This is a genomic window from Ignavibacteria bacterium (assembly GCA_017303675.1).
Lineage (GTDB): Bacteria > Bacteroidota > Ignavibacteria > Tepidaquicellales > OLB5 > OLB5.
In genome coordinates this window covers 1,540,170-1,562,964 of the sequence record JAFLBX010000002.1, presented here as the reverse complement: position 1 = coordinate 1,562,964, position 22,795 = coordinate 1,540,170, and the positions used below count along the sequence as shown (strand labels likewise).

At 39.1% G+C, this 22,795-nt stretch carries 23 protein-coding genes; 21 read left to right on the top strand and 2 right to left on the bottom strand.

The window, feature by feature from the left end:
* The first annotated feature begins 121 nt into the window (after positions 1 to 121).
* From lysS to J0M37_16255, 16 genes are all read left to right on the top strand, one after another.
* Complete coding sequence (lysS, locus tag J0M37_16330) at positions 122 to 1,687, top strand: lysine--tRNA ligase (protein ID MBN8586656.1); 1,566 nt, start codon at positions 122 to 124, stop codon at positions 1,685 to 1,687.
* Positions 1,688 to 1,893: 206 nt separating this feature from the next.
* Entirely contained in the window at positions 1,894 to 2,376 is a 483-nt protein-coding gene (locus J0M37_16325; protein ID MBN8586655.1) for a GNAT family N-acetyltransferase, read from the top strand.
* Between the two features lie 35 nt (positions 2,377 to 2,411).
* Positions 2,412 to 3,770 carry a cysteine synthase gene (locus tag J0M37_16320; protein MBN8586654.1) on the top strand — a complete coding sequence of 453 codons (1,359 nt, stop codon included), beginning with the start codon at positions 2,412 to 2,414 and terminating at the stop codon, positions 3,768 to 3,770.
* 191 nt (positions 3,771 to 3,961) lie between these two features.
* The gene (locus tag J0M37_16315) at positions 3,962 to 5,110 is read left to right on the top strand and encodes a PLP-dependent transferase (protein ID MBN8586653.1); all 1,149 of its coding nucleotides are present in this window, start codon (positions 3,962 to 3,964) and stop codon (positions 5,108 to 5,110) included.
* Positions 5,110 to 6,255, top strand: coding sequence for an aminotransferase class V-fold PLP-dependent enzyme (locus J0M37_16310; protein ID MBN8586652.1), 1,146 nt, complete (start codon positions 5,110 to 5,112; stop codon positions 6,253 to 6,255). The genes J0M37_16315 and J0M37_16310 overlap by 1 nt, the downstream gene beginning before the upstream one ends.
* A 19-nt stretch (positions 6,256 to 6,274) precedes the next feature.
* Complete coding sequence (locus tag J0M37_16305) at positions 6,275 to 6,664, top strand: DUF302 domain-containing protein (GenBank protein ID MBN8586651.1); 390 nt, start codon at positions 6,275 to 6,277, stop codon at positions 6,662 to 6,664.
* Between the two features lie 6 nt (positions 6,665 to 6,670).
* The gene (locus J0M37_16300; protein ID MBN8586650.1) at positions 6,671 to 7,837 is read left to right on the top strand and encodes a class I SAM-dependent rRNA methyltransferase; all 1,167 of its coding nucleotides are present in this window, start codon (positions 6,671 to 6,673) and stop codon (positions 7,835 to 7,837) included.
* 72 nt (positions 7,838 to 7,909) lie between these two features.
* On the top strand, positions 7,910 to 9,001 hold the full coding sequence (locus J0M37_16295; protein MBN8586649.1) for a tryptophan 2,3-dioxygenase: 1,092 nt from the start codon (positions 7,910 to 7,912) through the stop codon (positions 8,999 to 9,001).
* 73 nt (positions 9,002 to 9,074) lie between these two features.
* Positions 9,075 to 9,449 carry a GxxExxY protein gene (locus J0M37_16290; GenBank protein ID MBN8586648.1) on the top strand — a complete coding sequence of 125 codons (375 nt, stop codon included), beginning with the start codon at positions 9,075 to 9,077 and terminating at the stop codon, positions 9,447 to 9,449.
* A gap of 68 nt (positions 9,450 to 9,517) precedes the next feature.
* The gene (locus J0M37_16285) at positions 9,518 to 10,306 is read left to right on the top strand and encodes an SDR family oxidoreductase (protein ID MBN8586647.1); all 789 of its coding nucleotides are present in this window, start codon (positions 9,518 to 9,520) and stop codon (positions 10,304 to 10,306) included.
* A gap of 212 nt (positions 10,307 to 10,518) precedes the next feature.
* Complete coding sequence (locus tag J0M37_16280) at positions 10,519 to 10,821, top strand: DUF4286 family protein (protein ID MBN8586646.1); 303 nt, start codon at positions 10,519 to 10,521, stop codon at positions 10,819 to 10,821.
* 35 nt (positions 10,822 to 10,856) lie between these two features.
* The gene (locus J0M37_16275) at positions 10,857 to 11,060 is read left to right on the top strand and encodes a hypothetical protein (GenBank protein ID MBN8586645.1); all 204 of its coding nucleotides are present in this window, start codon (positions 10,857 to 10,859) and stop codon (positions 11,058 to 11,060) included.
* 98 nt (positions 11,061 to 11,158) lie between these two features.
* A complete protein-coding gene (locus tag J0M37_16270) occupies positions 11,159 to 11,410 on the top strand; it encodes an ASCH domain-containing protein (GenBank protein ID MBN8586644.1) in 252 nt (83 codons plus the stop codon).
* A 51-nt stretch (positions 11,411 to 11,461) separates the two neighbouring features.
* Positions 11,462 to 12,898 carry an aldehyde dehydrogenase gene (locus tag J0M37_16265; protein MBN8586643.1) on the top strand — a complete coding sequence of 479 codons (1,437 nt, stop codon included), beginning with the start codon at positions 11,462 to 11,464 and terminating at the stop codon, positions 12,896 to 12,898.
* A 73-nt stretch (positions 12,899 to 12,971) separates the two neighbouring features.
* Entirely contained in the window at positions 12,972 to 14,627 is a 1,656-nt protein-coding gene (locus J0M37_16260; GenBank protein ID MBN8586642.1) for a hypothetical protein, read from the top strand.
* Positions 14,627 to 15,745 carry an FAD-binding oxidoreductase gene (locus J0M37_16255; GenBank protein MBN8586641.1) on the top strand — a complete coding sequence of 373 codons (1,119 nt, stop codon included), beginning with the start codon at positions 14,627 to 14,629 and terminating at the stop codon, positions 15,743 to 15,745. The genes J0M37_16260 and J0M37_16255 overlap by 1 nt, the downstream gene beginning before the upstream one ends.
* Positions 15,746 to 15,755: 10 nt before the next feature.
* On the opposite strand, the gene J0M37_16250 is transcribed toward J0M37_16255, so the two are convergent.
* Positions 15,756 to 16,271 carry a hypothetical protein gene (locus tag J0M37_16250; GenBank protein MBN8586640.1) on the bottom strand — a complete coding sequence of 172 codons (516 nt, stop codon included), beginning with the start codon at positions 16,269 to 16,271 and terminating at the stop codon, positions 15,756 to 15,758.
* 10 nt (positions 16,272 to 16,281) lie between these two features.
* Positions 16,282 to 16,782, bottom strand: coding sequence for a DinB family protein (locus tag J0M37_16245; GenBank protein ID MBN8586639.1), 501 nt, complete (start codon positions 16,780 to 16,782; stop codon positions 16,282 to 16,284).
* Positions 16,783 to 16,974: 192 nt separating this feature from the next.
* On the opposite strand from J0M37_16245, the gene J0M37_16240 reads away from it, so the two are divergent.
* From J0M37_16240 to J0M37_16220, 5 genes are all read left to right on the top strand, one after another.
* A complete protein-coding gene (locus J0M37_16240) occupies positions 16,975 to 18,051 on the top strand; it encodes a DUF3298 domain-containing protein (GenBank protein MBN8586638.1) in 1,077 nt (358 codons plus the stop codon).
* Positions 18,051 to 18,503 (top strand): RidA family protein, encoded by a 453-nt coding sequence (locus J0M37_16235; GenBank protein MBN8586637.1) that lies wholly within the window; start codon positions 18,051 to 18,053, stop codon positions 18,501 to 18,503. The genes J0M37_16240 and J0M37_16235 overlap by 1 nt, the downstream gene beginning before the upstream one ends.
* A 50-nt stretch (positions 18,504 to 18,553) precedes the next feature.
* A complete protein-coding gene (locus tag J0M37_16230; protein MBN8586636.1) occupies positions 18,554 to 19,174 on the top strand; it encodes an SGNH/GDSL hydrolase family protein in 621 nt (206 codons plus the stop codon).
* A 74-nt stretch (positions 19,175 to 19,248) separates the two neighbouring features.
* A complete protein-coding gene (locus tag J0M37_16225) occupies positions 19,249 to 20,469 on the top strand; it encodes an S-adenosylmethionine:tRNA ribosyltransferase-isomerase (GenBank protein MBN8586635.1) in 1,221 nt (406 codons plus the stop codon).
* Between the two features lie 61 nt (positions 20,470 to 20,530).
* Complete coding sequence (locus J0M37_16220) at positions 20,531 to 22,738, top strand: hypothetical protein (protein ID MBN8586634.1); 2,208 nt, start codon at positions 20,531 to 20,533, stop codon at positions 22,736 to 22,738.
* Positions 22,739 to 22,795: the final 57 nt, after the last annotated feature.

Sequence of the window (22,795 nt, the reverse complement as noted above, 5' to 3'; positions counted from 1 at the left end):
TTTTTAATATTTTCAATTTTACTTCAAATTTTTAAGGACACAATTTTGCTCTGAGGGGTTTTAAAAAGTTGTGTCCTTTTATCATTATTGAATCTGATATTAAACTAAACAGGAGAATTTTTTGCAGGAAACCAACGATCTGGTAAAGAACCGAATTGCAGCGCTTGAAGAAATTAAAAAGATGGGTGTTAACCCGTACCCGCACAGGTATGATGTAAGTACAAACTCTGCTGAAATTTTAAGCACCTTCAAAGATCCGGCTGATGAAGCCGAAGCTGAATTGCAGAAACAGAAAATTGTTTCTGTTGCCGGCAGGATAATGGCTATACGTAAAATGGGTAAAGCCAGCTTTTTCCAGGTAAAAGATGATACGGGAAAAATTCAGATATATATAAGACAGAATGATGTTGGTGAAGAGCAATACAAGCTGTTCAAGCTGCTTGATATCGGCGATATAATCGGGGTGAAGGGCTTTGTTTTCAGGACTAAAATGGGAGAGGTTTCTGTTCATGCGGTAACAATAGAGCTGCTCACAAAAACCATACAGCCTCTGCCGATCGTTAAAGAAGAAACCACCGAAACCGGTGAAAAGATCGTTCATGACGCGTTTGCTGATGTTGAGCTTCGCTACCGCCAGCGGTATATTGATCTTATTGTGAATGAGCATGTTAAGGAAACATTTATTAACAGGACTAAGATCATACAATCCATAAAAAGGACACTGGAAAAGTATAACTTCATGGAAGTGGAAACCCCTACACTTCAGTCAATTTACGGCGGAGCGAATGCCAGACCGTTCATTACTCACCATAACGCTCTTGATATTCCTTTGTACCTTCGAATTTCAAATGAGCTTTATTTAAAAAGGCTGGTTGTAGGCGGTTTTAACCGGGTGTATGAGCTGGTTAAGGATTTCCGCAATGAAGGCATAGACAGAACACATAATCCTGAGTTCTCACAAATTGAATGGTACCAGGCGTATGGCGACTACAATGACAGTATGAACCTGTTCGAAGAGGTAGTTGAAAATGCCTGCCTTGCTGTGCATAATTCAACCAAGGTTAATTACCAGGGCACAGAAATAGATTTTAAGCGGCCGTGGAAACGCCTGAAAATGGTTGATGCAGTTGCAGAAAAAAACGGTATAGATGTTCTTAATATGAAAAAAGCTGATATCATTCAGTACATGAAAGATAAAGAAATAGATCTTGACCCTAAAATTACTCACAGCAAAGGGCTGGTTATATCCGCATTATTTGAGGCAACCTGTGAGGAGAGCCTTGTACAGCCCACATTTGTTATAGATCACCCGATTGATACAACACCGCTTTGCAAGCCGCTGCGCGAATATTCAATGCAGCAGCTGGATGAAATGAAAAAAGACCCTGAAGCAGTGATATTTGTTGAAAGGTTCGAGCCGTATATAAATAAATGGGAGCTTGGCAATTCATACACAGAGCTTAACGACCCGGTATTGCAAAGAGCATTGCTTGAAGAGCAGGTTGAGCGCGGCAGAGGCGGTGAAGAGGAAACCCATCCGCTGGATGAAGACTTTTTACGCGCAATTGAAGTAGGTATGCCGCCTACAACAGGAGTCGGGCTTGGAGTTGACAGGCTCGTAATGCTGCTTACAAATTCAGCAACTATCAGGGATGTTCTGTTCTTCCCGTTAATGAGACCATTGTAGAGGATCTTTTATCTATCAATGAAAAATAAACTGACCTGGTTTTTTCGAATTGTCATAATTGTGAATCTTAAAATTTTATTTTCAGTTTTAAAAGATACCTGCTTTCGCAGGAATGACAAAAGTATTTGGGCTGCCACGCTCTTTAGGGCGTGGAAAAAATATGTTTAACTCTATCGGGACTTTAGTCCCCAAAATTAAAATTTTGAATGCTGTTTGAAGAAACCATAGACGGATATTTATATTCCACCGATAAAGATAAGCTGCAGTTTGATGTGATCCATAATTTTTTAGCAAATGATTCATATTGGGCTAAGGGAATTTCCCGGGATATATTGAAACGTTCTATAAATAATTCCGAATGCTTCGGGATATATTCAGGCAGCCAGCAGGTGGGGTTTGCAAGAGTTGTAACAGATAAAGCTACCTTCGGGTATATTGGAGATGTATTCGTTTTACAGCCGCACCGCGGCAGGGGAATATCAAAAAACCTGATGACATTTATTCTTAAACACCCTGAGCTGCAGGGCTTCAGAAGGTGGATGCTTTTGACAGCTGACGCCCAGGAACTATATTCAAAGTTTGGATTTATAAAATTTCACGCACCTGAAAGGTGCATGGAATTATGGTTTCCGGATGTTTACGGCAGTGATCCGGATAAAAAAATTATCGCCGCTAAAGAAAATAACTGATAAGAATAACTTTGTAATGAAAGTGATATTTTAAAATGAAAGTAGTAAACAGCATATTAGAACTCTTCGGAAAAACCCCTTTAGTAAAACTGAATCATTTAACCAAAGATATTAAAGCATCGGTGTTCGCAAAAATGGAATCGATGAATCCGGGCGCAAGCGTTAAGGATAGAATAGGACTTGCGATGATCGAAGACGCTGAAAAACGCGGCCTGCTGAAACCGGGCGGAACTATCATTGAAGCTACAAGCGGAAATACGGGTATTGGTCTAGCATTAACCGCGGCAGTTAAAGGCTATAAATGTATTTTTACAATGACAGAGAAGGTTTCAATGGAAAAACGCCGTTACCTTCAGGCTTTGGGAGCGGATGTTGTTATTTGCCCGATGACTGCCAAACATGACTCACCCGAAAATTATGTAAACGTTGCAAAACGCATTAACGCAGAAACACCCAACTCACTTTTTATATACCAGTATAACAATCCCTCTAATCCGGATGCTCATTATCATACAACCGGACCCGAGCTTTGGGAACAGACGCAGGGCAGAATTACACACTTTATAGGAAGCCTTGGTACAGGCGGGACTGTAAGCGGTACAGGAAGATACCTGAAGGAAAAGAATCCGGGTATTAAAATTATTGCCGCTGATCCATACGGCTCAATTTTTAAAACTTATAAAGAATCAGGCGTAATGACAGAAGGAACACCATATCTTGTTGAAGGTATAGGTCAGGATATGCTGCCTGAAAATGTTCATTTTAAGTATATTGATGAGATAATAAACATAACCGATAAGGAATCATTTCAGCTTTCACGAAGGCTTGGCAGGGAAGAAGGCATTTTCTGCGGAGGCAGCACGGGTACTAATCTTGCAGCTGCTTTAAGAGTCGCTAAGGATCTTGATGAGAATGCTTTGGTTGTATTTATTGTTTGTGATACAGGTGAGCGCTATTTGACCAAGCATCATTCAGATGAATGGATGAGGGAAAAACGCCTGCTTGAAAAGGATAAAACCACTATAGGGGTTGTGTTCCAAACCAAGCTTTCTGGCGGTTTGCCAAATATGATATCCGCTGCGCCGGGTGAAACGATAGGTGAAGCGCTTGCAAGACTTGAGCAGTATAATGTTTCCCAGATACCTGTGCTTGAAGATAACCGTTCAGTAGGCTCATTAACCGAAGCAGATATGATGAGCATGATAATTGATAATCCGGCAACTATAGATAAAAAGGTATCTGAAGTTATGGAAAAACCTTACCCGGTAATCGATGAATCTGAGGATATCAGGCATGGAATTCAGTACCTTAAGGAATCACCTGCGATACTGGTAAGCCAGTACGGCAGATTGATAGGTATCTTAACAAGATACGATGTGCTTGATTTTGTGTGATATCATCATTAATACTTCGTGCAAAGACGCAAAGCCGCTAAGTGTTTTATACATTTTCTTAAATTATATTTATTCAAGTACAAAGAATTCCAATTTATACTAATTTTAAACAATATCAGGGATGCAAAATAAGCAGAGTTTCCGAAAAGTAACTTTGCGATCTTTGCGTCTTTGCGAGAGATCAAAAAAAAATGAAATTTTCAACTAAAGCTATACATGCCGGCAACAACCCTGACCCTACAACCGGGGCAGTGAATGTACCAATTTACGCTACTTCAACATACGCTGATGAAGCGTTTGGAGTATCAAAAGGATTTGATTACGGAAGAACAATTAATCCAACGCGCGTAGCGCTTGAAACCAATATTGCAGCTTTAGAAAACGCAAAACACGGTTTTGCATTTTCAAGCGGAATGGGCGCCACACATGCAATTGCAACACTTCTCCAAAAAGGAGACCATGTAATAGTATCACAGAACGTTTACGGCGGAACCTACAGAATATTTGAACGCATCTTCCGCAAAATGGGGCTGGATTTTTCTTGGGTAGATACATCAAAAGAATCTGAGATCAATGCTGTATTAAAGCCTGATACAAGAATGATATTTGTGGAAACTCCCACTAATCCGATGCTTACGCTCACAGATCTTGAAATGATCTCAAAGTTCGCAAAAGCAAATAAGCTGATATCTGTATGTGATAATACTTTTATGAGCCCTTATTTCCAGAATCCGCTTGACCTTGGAATTGATATTGTTGTGCACAGCACCACCAAATATATAAACGGGCACAGTGATGCCATCGGCGGCTTTGCCGCCACATCGAACGCAGAAATTGCCGAACAGCTTAAGTTCATACAGAATTCAGTAGGGGCAGTTCCTTCGCCGTTTGATTGTTATTTAGTCCTTCGCGCTACTAAAACACTGGCTTTAAGGATGGAAAGACACAACGAAAATGCGATGAAAATTGCCGCTGTTCTGTACGATAAATATAAGGATAAGATAAAACACGTATTCTATCCGGGGCTGCCCTCACATCCGCAGCATGAGCTTGCAAAAAAGCAGATGCGCGGCTTCGGGGGAATGATATCTATAGACCTGGGCTCACTTGATAATGCAATTAAGTTTTTTAACGGACTTAAGATTTTCTCACGTGCTGAGTCACTCGGGGGAGTTGAGAGCCTGGTTTGCCATCCTGTCAGCATGACTCACGGCGCTGTGCCGAAAGAAGAACGCGAAAAGTTCGGCTTAACAGACGGACTTGTAAGGCTATCAGTAGGCGTTGAAGATTACGATGACCTGATAGAAGATATAACCAATGCACTTGGCGGAGTAAAATAATGCTTGATAATCATAATACCATTCGCGCGCAGTTCCCGTTCACAGAAAAATTTATTTATTTTGATGCAGCGCATTATACGCCTTACCCTTTAAGATCTGTAGAAAAGCTGAACGAATTTATACATAAATTCACAACTGATTACCTGAATCTAAGCCTGGTGAACATTAACAGCTCACGTGAGTTCAGAAAAACATGCGGTAAGCTTTTGAACTGCGAAGCAAATGATATTATTATTACATCGAACACAACACACGGAATTAATATTTTCGCAAACGGGATAAAGCTTGAAGCGAATGATAATAATGTGGCAATGCTTGATTCAGAATTCCCCGCAGTTGTTTATCCGTGGCTTAACCAGGAAAAGCTCGGCAGGGCAAATGTAATGCTTATACCCAGCGATAAAGGCTATGCCAACGAAGCTCTTATAAAGCGTACGCTTATGGATTTTAATGTAAGGGTTTTTACCATAAGTTTGGTTCAGTTCCTCGGGTACAGGCACTCAATAAGAAATATCGCTGAATTTTGCAAAAAACGCAATATTTATCTTGTTGTTGATGCAATTCAGGCAACAGGCGTTTGCCCTGTTGATGTCCAGGAAATGGGTATCGATTTTTTAAGCACAGGGAACCAGAAATGGCTTATGTCTCCTGCCGGATTAGGGTTTACGTACATTTCAAAAAAATACCGTGAGCTTATTAATCCAACCTATGCGGGTACTACGAATGTGAATTATAACTTCGATAACTTTCTTGATTACAAGCTTGATTTTAAAACCTCAGGTGAAGCTTATGAGAATTCAACACTAAACACACTGGCTTTGATCGGTACCGATGAGGTACTCAAATATTTTATGGAGCTGGGTGTAAAAAATATATTCGATCACATAATTGATATACAGGATAAGCTTATCAGCCTGCTTGATAAAACAAAATATAAAATTGAAAGCGATCTTTCTGCAGAACACCGCTCGAACATCCTGATATTTTCTCATGTTGACAGTAGTAAGAACAAAGAAGTGCAGAAAATGCTTGAAGATAAGAAAATATATATCGCAGTACGTGAAGGTTTCCTTAGAGTTTCACCGCATATTTACAATAACTACAGTGATGCAGAACAATTGGCTGAAGCATTGAACAGTTATTAACATTACAAATCAAATTATTATGGCATACCACAATTCAAAAACTGTTTCAACAACATTCGAAGAAACAATCGAAAGAGTAACCGAAGAGCTGAAAAATGAAGGCTTTGGGGTGCTCACAGAAATTGACGTAAAAGAAACATTAAAGAAAAAGCTTGATGTGGATTTCAGGAAATACAGAATACTTGGAGCATGCAACCCGCCGCTTGCATACAAAGCGTTAAGTGAAGAAGAGAACATAGGCGTGATGCTGCCCTGCAATGTGATTATTCAGGAAAAAGAAGGCGGTGTTGTCCAGGTATCTGCTATCAATCCAATGGAATCAATGAAAGCAGTTGCGAACCCGAAGCTTGAAGAAGTTGCATCAACCGTAAGCAGTAAGCTTGCGAAGGTAATTGAAAATTTAAATTAAAATAAATTGGCTGCTATTTTTTTAAAAAAGAACGAATCCCGCAGGATTTTAAACGGTCACCAGTGGGTATTCAGCAATGAAATTGCAAAAACAGAAGGCAGCCCTGAAACCGGCACTCTTGCTGAGCTTTATGACCAAAAGGAATATCTTGGAACCGGTTTTTATAACAAAAATTCACTTATTTCATTAAGACTGCTGAATAATTCTTACGAAGGTGACCTGGGAGAATATATAAAAAATGCCATTCTTAATGCTAATGACCTAAGAAGGACATTCTACCCGAACCGTGATTCATACCGCATGGTATTCAGTGAAAGCGATTTCCTTCCCGGGCTGATAATTGATAAGTATAACAGTACATTTGTAATGCAGGTCTATTGTTACGGTATGAATGAAAATATTCAATTGGTTGTTGATGTTTTGAAAAACCAGCTTGGAGCTGTAAATATCTTTACCAGGAACGATCCGTATTTCAGAAAGCTCGAAGGTCTGCCTGAAGATGATACAGTTTATCTAGGCGAAGCCTCTCCTGAAACAATTGATGACGGCAGCCTGAAATATAAAATAGATTTTGCATCATCCCAGAAAACGGGCTTTTATTTTGACCAGTGCGATAACAGGGAATTCATAGAAAAGATCTCAAGCGGTAAAACCGTGCTTGATGCATTCTGCAATTCCGGCGGATTTGGAATGCATTCTGCAAAAGCAGGTGCAGGTTATGTTACTTTCCTTGATTCATCCAAAAGTGAGATCGAAAATGCGGAGAAAAACTTTGCACTTAATGAGCTGGCTAGTGAAACCGATTACATTGTAATGGATGTATTTGAATACCTGCAGAAATGTATTGATGCCGGAAGAACTTTTGATGTTGTAATGATTGATCCGCCTGCGTTTGCAAAGAGCAGGAAAAGTATCCCTGCCGGTTTGAAAGGATACGCAAAGCTTAATAAAATGGCTGCCAGCTGTGTTGGTGTTAACGGGTACCTGGTTACATCATCATGCTCACATCATATTTCACAGGAGGATTTTTTAGAAGCTGTTTTTAGCGGCGCAGCTAAGGCTGACCGTAAATTACAGCAGGTCCGTTTTAATTCCGCTTCACTCGATCATCCTTCAATTCCCGGAATGAATGAAACAACCTACCTCAAATTCGCGGTATTTAAGGTAATTTAATTCGAATTTTTATATCTTTTTAAATTCAATCAATACCCTTATTTTACATTTTAAATTCTAAAATTAGCAAAAATGAGCAAATATCCGCCGATATATTACGCAGAATATTTGGGGCTTGATAAACTGTTAAGTTCTCAGAATCTTAAGAGTGAACAATACGGCTATAAAGCGCATGATGAAATGCTGTTTATAATAGTACACCAGGCTTATGAGCTATGGTTCAAACAGATACTGCATGAGCTTGATTCTGTTACGCAAATGTTCCGTGATGAAGTTGTGGATGAAAAAAGTATCGGCATAGCTGTTGCCAGGTTACACAGGATAACTGAGATTCAGAAGCTGATAATTGAACAGCTCCGTGTACTTGAGACAATGACCCCGCTGGATTTTCTGGAGTTCAGGGATTTCCTGATACCTGCCAGCGGTTTCCAGAGCTTTCAGTTCAGGCTTATTGAAAATAAGCTTGGTTTAAGCGAAGAAAAACGGATCCAGTATAACAATGTTGATTACCTTAACACTCTTGAAGAACAGCACAGGAAGATCATAATGGATACTGTTAATGATCCATCAATGTTCGAACTTCTTAACAAATGGCTTGAAAGAACTCCGTTTTTAAACACAGATAAATTCAATTTCTGGCAGAGCTATAAGCTTGCAGTTGAAAAAATGCTTGAACATGATAAAAATATCATAAACAGCAATCAAACATTAAGCGAAAAGAAAAAGGATTTTCAGCTTAAAAATATTGAGCTGACCCGTGAAAATTTTGAAGCGCTGTTTGATGAGAACAAACATAAGCAGCTTGTTGAAGAAGGCAAAAGGCATTTGAGCAATAAAGCAATGCTTGCAGCTATATTCATTAACTTATACAGGGATGAGCCTATACTTCATATGCCATATATGCTGCTGAATCATTTGGTTGAGATCGATGAATTATTCACGGAATGGCGTTACAGGCATGCGCTTATGGTTCACAGGATGATAGGCGCAAAGATAGGTACAGGCGGCTCTTCGGGTCACCAGTACCTTATGAATACTGTTGATAAGCACAGGATATTTACAGACCTGTTCAACCTCTCAACATACCTCATTCCGCGCTCTGAATTGCCAAAGCTTCCGGATGAGCTGATCAAAGAGTTAAGCTTTAGTTTCAATAACAGGTAAGTTCGTCAATTTATTTCAAAAATTTAACCACGAATTACACAAATTTCACTAATGTTTTTTTGGTCAAATTTATATGAATGAGCCTATTTTTAAAGAAGAATCATATAAAATTATTGGATGTTGTCTTGAAGTACATAAGGAACTGGGTCCCGGATTTCTAGAGGTTGTATATAAGGATGCGTTGGAGATTGAGTTTCAATTAAATAATATTCCTTACTCCAGGGAAAAATTGTTTGAGGTATATTATAAAGGTAAACCTACAAACAGAAAATATAATGCGGATTTTGTTATTTATGATAAAATAATTCTGGAAGTAAAAGCATACAAAAAATTATCTGACGATAATATGCTGCAAACTCTAAATTATTTAAAAGTTACAAAACTTAAATTAGGAATATTAGCAAATTTTGGTGAAAATTCATTTAATTCCAAAAGAGTTGTATTTTAATTAGTGAAATTTGTGTAATTCGTGGTTAATGTTATTTTGTAAAACCAAAATTGTAAAATTGTGAAAATATGAAAATTGATTTATCAGGAAAAAATGCCGTAGTCTGCGGTTCATCGCAGGGGATTGGCAGGGCAATAGCAATTGAATTTGCAAAGTGCGGAGCTAATGTTGTACTTGTTGCAAGGAATGAAGAGTCATTACGTAAAGTGTTAAGGGAGCTGCCTGCTTCAAAAACCCAGAACCATAACTTCATGGTTGCTGATTTCAGTGAACCTGAAGAACTGCGCAAAAAGATGCATAATTTTGCAACTGAAGCCAGGCCGGTGCATATTCTTGTAAATAATACCGGCGGTCCAAAAGGCGGTGAAATTCATAAAGCAGAAACCGGTGAGTTTGAACAGGCGTTCAGGAATCATTTGATATGTAATCAGATTATGGTCCAGGCTTTAGTTGACGGTATGAAGAGAAATGAATATGGCAGGATAATAAATATTATTTCAACATCGGTTAAGCAGCCAATTAAGAATCTCGGAGTATCAAATACTATCCGCGCAGCGGTAGCTAACTGGGCTAAAACACTTTCTGTGGAGCTTGCTCCGTTCGGAATTACAGTAAATAATATTCTTCCGGGAGCTACTAAAACAGAACGATTAACCAGTATTTTTAAAGCACGGATGGAATCAAGCGGAAGATCTTTTGAAGAGATCGAAAAAGAATGGCTGGCTGAGATCCCTGCAGGCAGGTTTGCAGAACCCGAAGAGCCTGCGTTTGCGGCAGCTTTTCTTGCTTCACCGTTTGCAGCATATATTAACGGCATAAACCTGCCGGTTGATGGCGGAAGATTAAACTGTTTGTAATATATTTAAAAAGATTTTTAACCACTAATTACACTAATTTCACAAATAAGAATTGGTTAAATCATTCTTAGTTGAACAGCTCAATACATCAATTCTGTTTAAGCCGTAATTCAAGTGTAAAAAGGAAATTCGTGTAATTAGTGTAATTCGTGGTTTACGTTTTTGTTTCTGAAATTTTGAATATACAAATTAACAATAAACTAAATTAAACTATGCTATCATACAACGTAACAATAAATGTAGATGATGATATCCATGATGATTGGGTTGACTGGATGACTTCGCAGCACATTCCGGATGTCATTGCTACAAGGTGCTTCAATAACTACAGCATGCACAGGCTGCTTTCACCGGAGCCTGAAGAAGGCACAACATATGTAATTCAGTATATGTGCGATAATGTTGAAGATTACGAGCGCTACCAGATCGAACATGCAGCTTTGCTGCAGAACGCGCACCAGGAAAAATTCGGCGGCAAGTTTACAGCTATAAGGTCTCTAATGGAAGAGGTCTGATATAATTAGCAATGAGCAATTAACAATGATCAATTATGGATCATTCAGAAAAGAACAAAACGAAACCTGATGGCGGAATTGATTCAGAGGAATTAGCTAAACTTTTTGAGAAGCTAAAGCTGAATAAATTCCAGTTCTGTCCGTATTGCCAGAGCGCAGTTGAATATATTTGGGTGCATGGTCATTACCAGTGCCCAAAATGCAAAAATGTAGTGATAAGCTGCTGCGGAGAATCTTAAATAGTGAAATAGTTAAATAGCGAAATGGTGAAATGGTGAGTAGATATGTGGTTGCATAGGTAAGCAGGTTAAATAACTGAAGCGGAGATCAATAATTTATGCGCAGGTTACATTTAAGTATATACAAAAAGTGGTTTGAAGAGATATTGTGTGGGACCAAAACAATTGAATACAGAGATATAAAACCATATTATGAAAAGCTGTTAAAAAATCATTATGATGAGGTCAAGTTTGTTAATGGTTATGGCAGAGAGAGATCATTTCTTGTCATTAAGATCACTAAGATAATCAAAGGGAAAGAATTCTACGAAATACATTTAGGTAATATTATTGAAACAGGAAACCTGTAACTTGTATCATGTAATTATTAAATCAGTGAAATCAATTAATCAAACAAATCTGTGATCAAAAACTATATTAACGGTGAATTAGTTGAGCCGGTATCAGAAAAATATTTTGATAACTTCGATCCGGCTGTTGGCGAGCCGTACGGTATTGTGCCTGATTCCGATGAGCGTGATGTTGAGCTGGCCGCAGCCGCAGCCGAGGCTGCATTTCCGGCCTGGTCGGCAATGCCTGCCGATGAACGCTCGCGTATTATGTTTAAGATAGCAGATCTGATAAAACGCGATCTTGCAGAGTTTGCAAGGGCTGAATGCATCGATAACGGCAAACCGCTCACTCTCGCAAAGACAGTTGATATTCCGCGCGCAATTAAGAATTTCGAGTTCTTTGCATCTGCAATACACGGCTTTTCAAGTGAAGCGCATCATACCGAAGGCGAAGCTGTTAATTATACCCTGCGTTCACCAATTGGGATAGTTGGCGCAATATCACCATGGAACTTACCCCTGTATTTATTCACATGGAAAATAGCCCCGGCTTTAATTTCAGGTAACTGCGTAATTGCAAAACCATCTGAAATTACGCCAATGACTGCTTACCTGCTTTCGGAAGCCTGCATTGAAGCGGCCCTGCCGGAAGGAGTACTGAACATTGTGCACGGGTACGGTAATAAAGTTGGAAAAGCCATAACAGCTCACCCAAAGATAAAAGCAATAACATTCACCGGCGGTACCAAAACCGGTGCGGATATTGCCTCGGTTGCAGCGCCAATGTTCAAAAAGCTTTCGCTGGAGCTTGGCGGGAAAAATCCCAATATAATTTTTGCTGATGCTGATTATGAAAAAATGCTCAGCACAACCGTAATGTCCTCATTCCGCAACCAGGGTGAGATCTGCCTGTGCGGCTCGAGGATATTTATTGAAAAGCCTATATACGAGAAATTCAAAAATGATTTTGTTGAACGCACAAAAGCTTTGAAAATAGGCGATCCGCTGCAGAATGATACTGACCAGGGCGCTATAGTTTCTAAAGAGCATATGGAAAAAGTGCTTGGTTACATAAAGCTTGCAAAGGATGAAGGCGGTACAATACTTTGCGGCGGAAATCAGTTCATACCCGAAGGCAGGTGCGAAAACGGCTGGTTCATAGAGCCAACTGTTATTGAAGGTCTGGCGTATAATTGCAGAACGAATCAGGAAGAGATCTTTGGGCCTGTTGTTACAATAACACCGTTTGAAACCGAGGAAGAGGTTTTAATGATGGCAAACAGTACAGAGTACGGTCTGGCTTCTATTGTATGGACTGAGAATCTTTCACGCGCACACAGGATGGCGGCAAATATCCAGACAGGTATAGTATGGATAAATTGCTGGATGGTGCGCGACCTGCGCACGCCGTTCGGCGGGATGAAATCCTCAGGGGTTGGCAGGGAAGGCGGCACGGAAGCCTTAAGATTCTTTACCGAGCCTAAAAATGTTTGTGTGAAGCTATAATACTTTTGTCTTTAAATTTTACCGGTGGGGTAGATTTGGGAAATGTTTTTTTCGTTAACTAAATTTAAATTTTATGATGCTCGGGATCTGTATAGAACTTAAAACCACTTGTAAACACTGCAGCTCACCTTTGATGCTGAATGCTTTTACTGAGAGCATATTATGCCCTTCATGTTACAAAAATAATTATTTTGATGGCGAAGAATGGAAGAACCTTCTGGAAGATGCAATGGAGGAAGCTCCAAAAATGGAATTGGGTGAAGGCCAGCCTTCAACAATTATGCGCGGCCAGTACACTTACCAGCTTATGTACGGCAGGCAGGAGCCACGTTGCAGTAAATGTAAAACCAATGTAGAAATTGAAAAGATTGAAGGTTATGCCCAAAAAGGCAAAACTCACTGCAAAAAATGTTCTGAGGAAATATTCATCCGCAAGCCGGATGAGTTAATATCAGAAAGCTTTTCAAATGTAAAATACCTTGTTGGTGAAGATGATGACCAGTTAAGGAAAAATTCCGAACCCGGCAAGCTGCCTTCATCGGCAAAGCCTGTATTGTTCACCTGTCCTGCTTGTGCCGGGAATCTGGAAATTGACGGCACTGACCGGATGGTGAACTGTAAGTTCTGCGATTCACAAATTTACCTGCCCGATGATCTTTGGCTTAGACTGCACCCCGCTAAAGAGGTTACAAGATGGTACATGGTGCTTGATGAAAACGCACTGCCGCCAAAAGGAAAAATGCCTGAATGGTATTACCTTTCTGATTTGATAGCCGATAAAAACGGGAATGTATATTTCGCTACAGCAAATGACGGCGAAAGCGATTTTATGGTATGGTCAATTGATAAAGAGCTGAATACAAGATGGATAAGTAAAGATATAAAGTTCAATTACGAAGATACCAGAATGGAAATTGCGGCTGACGGCAATATTTATCTTTATAATCCCAACAGGCATTCACTCGTAAAAATAAGTTCAGAGGACGGTAAGCTGATTGAGAAGATTGAAGGCAGCAAAGACCGCAAAAAGCTTAACATGAAAGGCTGCAAGCGCCTTGTTGCTTATCCCGATGGAACGCTGCTGGCTAATATAAACCACGTTTTTGCGAGGTTCAACGAAGACGGCGAGCGGGTTGAGCTGTGGGAAGCAAAAAAACTGGGGCTGTTTTCATCTGGAGCCGGCGATGATATCCCCGAAGGTGACGGCGAATGGGCGCCTTATGTTAAAGATGTGGGTTCATGTCCTAAAAAGATAAATGGTGATTTTACTTACATGAATATAGGGCTAGACGGGTATTTGTATATGCTCGATAGAAGCTCAAGCGATGGAGAGCTTGCCAAGTATGAGCTTTCAGGTACTAAAGTGTGGTCAAAATACATTCCGCTTAATTATAAGGAGTGCCGCCCGTGCCAGGATGAAAGAGGTTATATATATATAATTGGCAGTGATGAAAAGTCTAACACAAGAGTAATAAGATATCACGTATCATCAGATTCTTTTGAAACTATAATAGTTGACCTGATGGAAGGCGGCAAGCTTCAGGAAGAAGATACCATTGCTGTTTTGCCAGACGGAACGATATTTGCCGCAAAATTCTATAACAGGCTTAAAGTCTTTTCGCCTTCAATGGAAATGATCTACCGCTCAGAGCAAAGCAAAGAAGATGATGAGCTTGAGCTGAGAAGAAGGAAAGATAAAATAGAAAAAGACGAGGAGTTTGAAAACTGATGCTTTCATTCTGGGAAAAAAACTCGTTTTTGAAGTATGATGTTATTATCGTAGGCAGCGGTATACTTGGACTTTCAACTGCATGCGAAATAAAAGAAAGAGATCCCGGTAAGGAAATATTGGTTTTAGAACGCGGTATTTTCCCCACCGGCGCAAGCACAAAAAATGCAGGCTTCCTTTGTTTTGGCTCGATAACTGAAATACTTGAAGATATTAAAATTAAAGGTGAAGCTGAAACGCTCAGCCTCATTGAAAAAAGATGGGCAGGGATAAATTATCTTAAGCAAAGGCTTGCCGAAAACAAGATAGGATATTATTCTTACGGCGGGTATGACCTTATTGATACACCAAGATCCGGGGTGATCAGAAAAATTGATATAGTAAATGATCTTTTAAAACAGATATTCGGAAAAAATGTTTTTGAAATATCCGATAGTAAAATAAGTGAATTCGGCTTTAATAAAGAGCTTGTTTCTCACCTGGTTTATTCACCGATGGAAGCGCAGATTGATACCGGTGAAATGATGAAAACGCTCATAAACTACGCACAGTTCCTTGGTATCCAGATCATCAACGGCGCTGATGTTAAAGAAGCCTCCGGCGGAAAAGTTACAGTCCGCCATCCTGCACTTAACAGCTCAATTGAGTTTAAAGGTGAGAAAGTTATTATTTGCGCAAATGCATTTGTAAATAAAATATTCCCTTCGCTGGCGGTAAAACCGGGGCGGGGACAGGTGATAATTACAAATGAAATTGAATCTTTAAAATTCAAAGGTATTTTCCATTATAATGAAGGTTATTATTATTTCAGGAATTATGGTAACCGTGTAATTTTCGGCGGCGGGCGGAACCTGGATTTTAAAACCGAGGAATCATATGATTTCAGCTATAATGATATGATATTAAATGATCTCAAAGAAAAGCTGGATAATATGATACTTCCGGGAGTGAAATATGAAATAACTGATAAATGGACAGGGATTATGGGTTTCACTGAAAATAAGCTGCCTGAAATTAAAGTTATCGATAGCAGCACAATTGCTGCATTGAGCTGCAACGGAATGGGAATTGCGCTTTCAGGTTACATTGCCCGTGAGATAGTAAATATGTTAAGCTGATTTGTGTATGTTATTTTTCAAGCTCCTTAAGTACTTTCCTTGCGCGTGATTTTAATCCAGGTGTTGAATCTTTCATTAGCAGGTTTATTGTCTGTACCAGCTCGCTTTTAAGCTCCGGATATTGTTTTACTATACCTGCAGCAACCGTCATAGAAAAACACCTTACGGCAATAGTTTCTTTAGGATCAGTGATATAGTTAATACAGTGATCAAACACTCTTGCCCTGTATTTTACAGGTATATTCAGGAACTGAAGTACTCTTATAATATTCCTTTTAACCGCTGTATGAATATTTTCGCTATCAAGCCTTTTGATTATCTTCCCTATATTTTTTTCTACAAGCTCCGGATGTTCTTCTGCAACAATACTAAGTACCCATGAAATTCTTTGTACGACCCTGTATTCATCATTCAGGAATAAAAAAAGGAACTGCCTGTACCGGTCTTCATCAGTACCGATCCAGGCAGCAATTTTTAAAATCTGCTTTTTGGAGTGCTCCTTTAAAACTTCCTCTCGAAGATCCATTTTTCATTAATTACATATTTGCTTCATCAGCAGTTGGTCCGTAAGAACTTGGTAATGGAATATCGAGCAGCCTTAAATAAACACCAAGCTGAGCGCGGTGGTGAACTTCATGGTTAAACACAAATGAACGCAGTACAGCTGCTTTAGGCAGTGTAAAAAATACCTGTTCACCATTTCTCATTGTCCAATTTTCCATAAATTTTGCATCATCTGCATTCTTAAGACATTCAACAGATTTTTTAACCATATCATCAAATTTTTCAACCAGTGCTTCAGTTGTCTTTGGGATCTCTGGTTTGTATTCAAATTTAGCAAAGTCAAGCTCATCCTGGTCAATTGTTACCATAGTCCAGCTCAAAAGTTCAGCAACATGATTAGCCAGGTTGCCAAGCTTCATTGATTTTGCGTGCGGTGCCCAGTCGGCTTTATCCATTGGCACGCGTTCAAGCAGCTTTCTTGTTGCAGCAGCTTCCTGCTGAAGCTCCGCGATAAAAACTTCGTTCATTCCCATAGTTTTTACAGTTTTTTGGTTATTAATAGAATTAAAGAGGCAAAATAACTTTATGCTTCAGGAGTTTCAATGATATTAATAAGCAGAAACGTTCAATTTAGTTGAGGAACTTTCCAGTTGTTTTTACACTACAATATTCATAATTTTGTTAACTAACCGGAATTGAAAGTTCCATAGAAAATTGTTGAAATTATGAAAAAAATAGCTTTTTTGTTGCTTTTTGCTGTTGCAGCTATAAATATCTATGCAGGTGATAAGTCATGGTATAAATTTTTTACAGGTAAAATAGATTCTTACCCTGTTACCATGTGCCTGGTTAAGTATGGTGAAGAAGTACGTGGGTTTTATTATTACGATAAGTTCAAACAGCCGATAGATGTTTACGGAAACGTGACGGGAGATTCAATTTCACTGTATTCATATTCAGGCTATGACGATACAGAAGCTTTTAAAGGAGTATTAAAAGGAATAAGCTATTCCGGAGTTTGGGATAAGCCATCAAAAAGCAGGGTATTTGATTTTTCATTAACTGAAGATAAAAAACAAAGCAGTAATTTTGAGTTTGTGTATGTTGAAGGCAAAGAGAAATATTTCAAAGATCTGGAAGCGCCTTTCTGCAGCTACACAGAAGGTACAATATGGCCGACTGATGAGTTTGATAATGCGCAGTTCATACGGAATTACATACTCAAATCAAAAAATATGAAAACCGGCGCATCGGAAATCGGCGAGCAGATGCTTGCCAATAAAAAGAAATTTTTCATGGAATTTAAGGAATATAACAAAGACTTAAAGCGTGATGATATGGGTGACGGCTGGAGCTATTCGCTTGAAAGCCAGAATATCAGCATTCCGGTATTTTTCAATGATAAGCTTTTTGTGTTATCTAATTTTGACTATAGCTACACCGGCGGTGCGCACGGAAATTATGGAACAGGGTTTGCAAACCTAGACCTGAAGCGCAAAAAAGTCCTTTCAATTGATGATGTTGTTACCAAAAAAGGAAAAGAAAAATTACCGGCTCTGCTTGAAAAATATTTTAAGATCCAGAGAGGAGTTCCGCGGGAAAAAACTCTCATGGATGCCGGTCTATTTATAGATACGATACCTGTGAATGACAATTTTATGATATCACCGGGTAATATTATGTTCAATTATGTGCCGTATGAAATTGCTTCTTATGCAGATGGTGAAATAAAAATTACAATTCCCGTAAGTGAAATTTCTGATTTTTTAAAACCGGAAGTTAAAGATCTTTTTAAAGAGTAATGGCTGAGAGTACAAATAATAATTCAGAAGCAATAAATTCAGGGAAGGCTCCTGAACCAGTTGGATTGTACCCGCATGCGAGGCGAGCGGGTAATCTGCTTTTTCTTTCGGGGGTTGGACCCCGTGAGCGCGGCACTAAAAAGATCCCCGGTGTTACACTGGATGATAATGGCAATATTATATCATATGATATCGAGATACAATGCCGCTCAGTTTTTCAGAATGTGAAATGGATACTCGAAGAGGCGGGCTCTGGGTGGGATAAGCTGATAGATGTGACAGTGTATCTTACCAATATGAAAGACGACTTCCCGGTTTATAACAGGCTTTGGGCTGAGTATTTTAAAGATAGCCAGCCATGCCGTACGACCCTTGAAATAAACTGTTTACCAACACCAATAGCAATTGAACTGAAATGCATTGCGCTTGCAGAAAACAACGGGCAGATATAATTACTTTTATAACTGCAATAGCTTTTTTAATTTTACTTCCTGCATATTTTATGATATCAGAACCGCCTAAGGAACATAAATATACTTACCTGGCACTGGGTGACTCGTACACTATCGGTGAAATGGTAGATGAAAAGGACCGCTTCCCAGTGCAGCTTGTTAACAGGCTGCGGGGTGACAGCATCAGCATTAAGGAACCCGTAATTATTGCAACCACAGGGTGGACTACCGATGAGCTGATGGCTGCAATAAAAGAAAAGAATATTACAGATACTTTTAATATTGTTACTTTGCTCATTGGTGTAAATAACCAGTACCGCGGCAGGGATGCTGAGAATTACAGGGCTGAATTAAAGCAGCTTCTGGATATTGCCCTAAATTATACCGGCGGGAAAAAAGAACATGTGTTTGTGCTTTCTATACCTGACTGGGGTGTTACCCCCTTTGCGGAAGGGAAGGACAGGGGTAAAATTGCTGCAGAAATTGATGAGTATAACAGTGTAAAGAAGGAAGAATGCGAAAAACTTGGAGTGAAGTTTTACGATATAACCGAAATATCCCGCACCAGCGACCCCGCATTAACAGCATCAGACGGGCTGCATCCTTCCGGTAAAATGTACGGTATGTGGGTCGATAAGATCTACAGCGATATTAAACAATTACTAAAATAGTATTATTGTCATTCCCGCGAAAGCGGGAATCTTTTTTTGTTTAAAACAGCAATATTTAATTTATTTGGAAATTATTGGAAAATTCACTGCCCGATATAAAAATTAACGATTATACTTACAGCCTTCCCACTGAAAAAATTGCACAGTATCCTTTATCCGAAAGGGATAAATCAAAGCTGCTGGTTTATGAAAAAGGAAATATTTCTGAAAAGAAATTCAATGAGCTTCCCGGAGTTATTCCGCCAAACACACTTCTGATTTTTAATAAAACCCGTGTAATAAATGCGAGGCTAAGATTTAAAAATCAGAGCGGTAAAAATATTGAAATATTCACATTAGAACCCGCTGAACAAACCGAGCTGGTTACTGCTTTAAACACAAAAGGCAGTGTAAATTGGCTGTGCCTTGTGGGAAACCTGAAGGCATGGAAAGGCGGGAAGCTTGAATCACAAATAAACACAGAATCAGGCAGCATTACTTTAGCAGCGGAGCTGCTTGAAAAAAAAGGTGATTCTTTTATAGTAACATTAAGCTGGCAGCCTGCGGAAAAAACCTTTGCCGAAATACTCGACCTTTTTGGCGATGTACCGCTTCCGCCGTATATGAAAAGGGATTCCGAAACAAACGATAAACAAACTTATCAGACAGTCTACGCGGAAAATGAAGGCTCAGTTGCAGCGCCAACAGCCGGACTCCATTTTACTGAAAAAGTATTTGAAGGGCTGAGGAGAAATAATATCAAAACAGATTTTGTAACACTGCATGTTGGTGCGGGAACGTTCAAGCCGGTAAAATCAGAAACAATTACCGCACACGAAATGCACTCCGAAAGCTTTTATATAGATAAAAAAACTATCAGCAGCCTGCTAGAAAATCTTAATGTAAACAAAATAATAGCAGTTGGCACAACTTCTATGCGTACTATTGAATCGCTATACTGGTTCGGTGTACAGCTCCTACAGGGAAGGCATTCAGGCAACGAGGTGCTTATCAGCCAGTGGGAGCCATATGAAAACACAATCGAAGATGTAAGCACAGCCTTAAAGGCTGTATTGGAATACATTAATTCAGCCAGCATTGAACATTTATACGGTAAGACCAATATTATTATAGTTCCCGGTTATGATTTTAAGATATTCAGCGGTCTGATTACAAATTTCCACCAGCCCCAAAGCACACTTTTACTTCTGATAGCAGCATTTATTGGCGGCGACTGGAAGAGGGTCTATGAATATGCTTTAAATAATGATTTCCGTTTCTTAAGTTACGGTGATAGCTCAATATTATTGAAGTAAAGGATCTATAGTAGCCGCTTTTCATCCATTTCAAATATTCTTAATTTAATTATTCCTTGATATGAATGAACAAACTCTTCAGAATTTCCGCGCATTTACCAAATTATACGGTTACATCAGATTTTTCCATCCAAGTGATGAAGCAGCATCCGTTGACTGGGATAAATTTTCTGTTTATGGATTTGAGTATGTTGAAAATGCTGAAAGTGAAATGGAGCTTAAACAAAGACTCCTTGAGCTGTTTTTACCTATTGCTCCTTCGCTAGAGATATATTTTGCAGGGGATGATTTTACTTACGACCTGAGAAAAATAATTCCCGAAAATACAGAAGGCTTGCTGCCCGTAGCGTGGCAGCATAAGGGAATTCAGGATAATATGGACACAATTTATGGTATTTATAAAAGTACCAGAATAAACAGGATTCCGCCTGTTGTAAATCAATCTGCAATACTCTCAAAAACGATCGATGCGTCAGAATTCAGAGGAAAAAAGATCAAGATTATTACGGGTATTAAAATACCGTTCGAAGATAGAGATACGAATGGAGAGCTTTGGGTTAAAACATATGGAGTTAACGGAGAAGTTTCCGGGTACTCTGAAACTCATTTTAAAGTTGACAAATGGAAAAAATATGAAGCTGAAATTAACATTCACTTAGATGATTTAAAAATTGAGTATGGAGTTAGACTGAATAATGAAGGTATATTGTTTGTAAATGGTTTCAATTTGGAAGTCTATAGTGCAGGAAAATGGAGAACAGCAGAACTTACTGATGGTAGGTTTGAAGAACAGGCTTGTGGTAAATCACCCCAAGAGTGGAACATTGTAAGCTGCGATTATATATATGAGATTATTGATTTTGATACATTTGATAATGATAAAGCGTGTTTTATTCAGAGCTGTTACAAAAAACAGCCATTTGATAAATATCCTTTGCCCGGGGAGCTCATCAATAAACCAATTTCAGGCAGCCTAAGCTGCATTGTCCCACTGGCGTTATATTCAGATACAGTTGGTACATTGCCGCACTCAGATGTTGAATCATTGAAAAATTTGCAGGCTATACTTGAAGAGAGTAAGTTCAGTGAGCTCAGCGGGGAAAGTAAATACGTACGTTTAGCAGGTATTGCCAAACTTTGGAATGTAATACAGCATTCATACCCGTACTTTGAGCTTTATAATATTGACTGGAACGGTATTTTGAATGATGCATTGAAATTTGCGGTGATAAGTAAGAACGGAGTTGATTTCCTGAAATACTTACAAATTATAACCTCTAATTTGAATGATGGTCATGCAGGTGCGGCATACAGCAAACACAAATTTAATTATTGTTACCCGCCTTTTTTGCTCGATCATGCCGAAGGAAAGTATGTGATAAGCCGCATTTTTGAAAAGGACACCGGTTTGTTAGAAGGGGATATTTTAACTGAGATAGACGGCAGGAATGTTCATGAAATTGCGGATGAAGAGGGTGAGTTGATATCTTCAGCTACGGAAGGCTCGCGCATTAACGGGATCCTTTGGGGCAGACTAACCAAGGGAGTAAAAGATTCAGTTATCAAATTGAAATTAACGAGGGAAGGGGCGAAACTAAATTCAGAATTAAAACGCAATTTCCAATTTTCCGACGTAATGGAGAAGGGATATTATCCGGAATACAGACCTGAAAAAATTTCGGAAGTGAAACCCGGGATTTTTTATGTGGACCTGACACGTTTAACCACAGAAGAGCTGAATGGAAAAATTTATGAATTGGCAGTTGCAAAAGGTGTTATATTCGATGTTCGCGGTTATCCAATGTTAGAATGTGATTTTTTGAATAATTTATCTGATAAAAAACTTTTTTCAGCGAAGTGGAATGTTCCTCAATTAATTTACCCTGATTATGAGAACCTGGTTGGATTTGATACATCTGAAAGATGGGAAATGGAACCGCTTGAACCGCAATTCAAGGGGAAAATAGTATTTATGACAAATGGCGGGGCTATCAGCTATGCTGAATCGATTTTGGGAATAGTAGAGGCGTATTCGCTTGGAGAGATTGTTGGTGAAACAACAGCCGGCACTAATGGGAATATAAATCCGGTATCACTTCCCGGAGGGTATACCTTTCAGTTTACAGGTATGAAAGTGCTTAAACATGATGGTACCCCTCATCACGGAGTAGGAATTCACCCGACTGTTCCGGTAAGGCGTACTATCAAGGGAATCCGTGAGAAACGAGATGAATTTCTGGAAAAAGCCCTTGAATTAATTGAAAAATAATTTTTTATGCTTTTTAATTTCATAATTCATTCTTAAGTTACACCAAATTATACATTC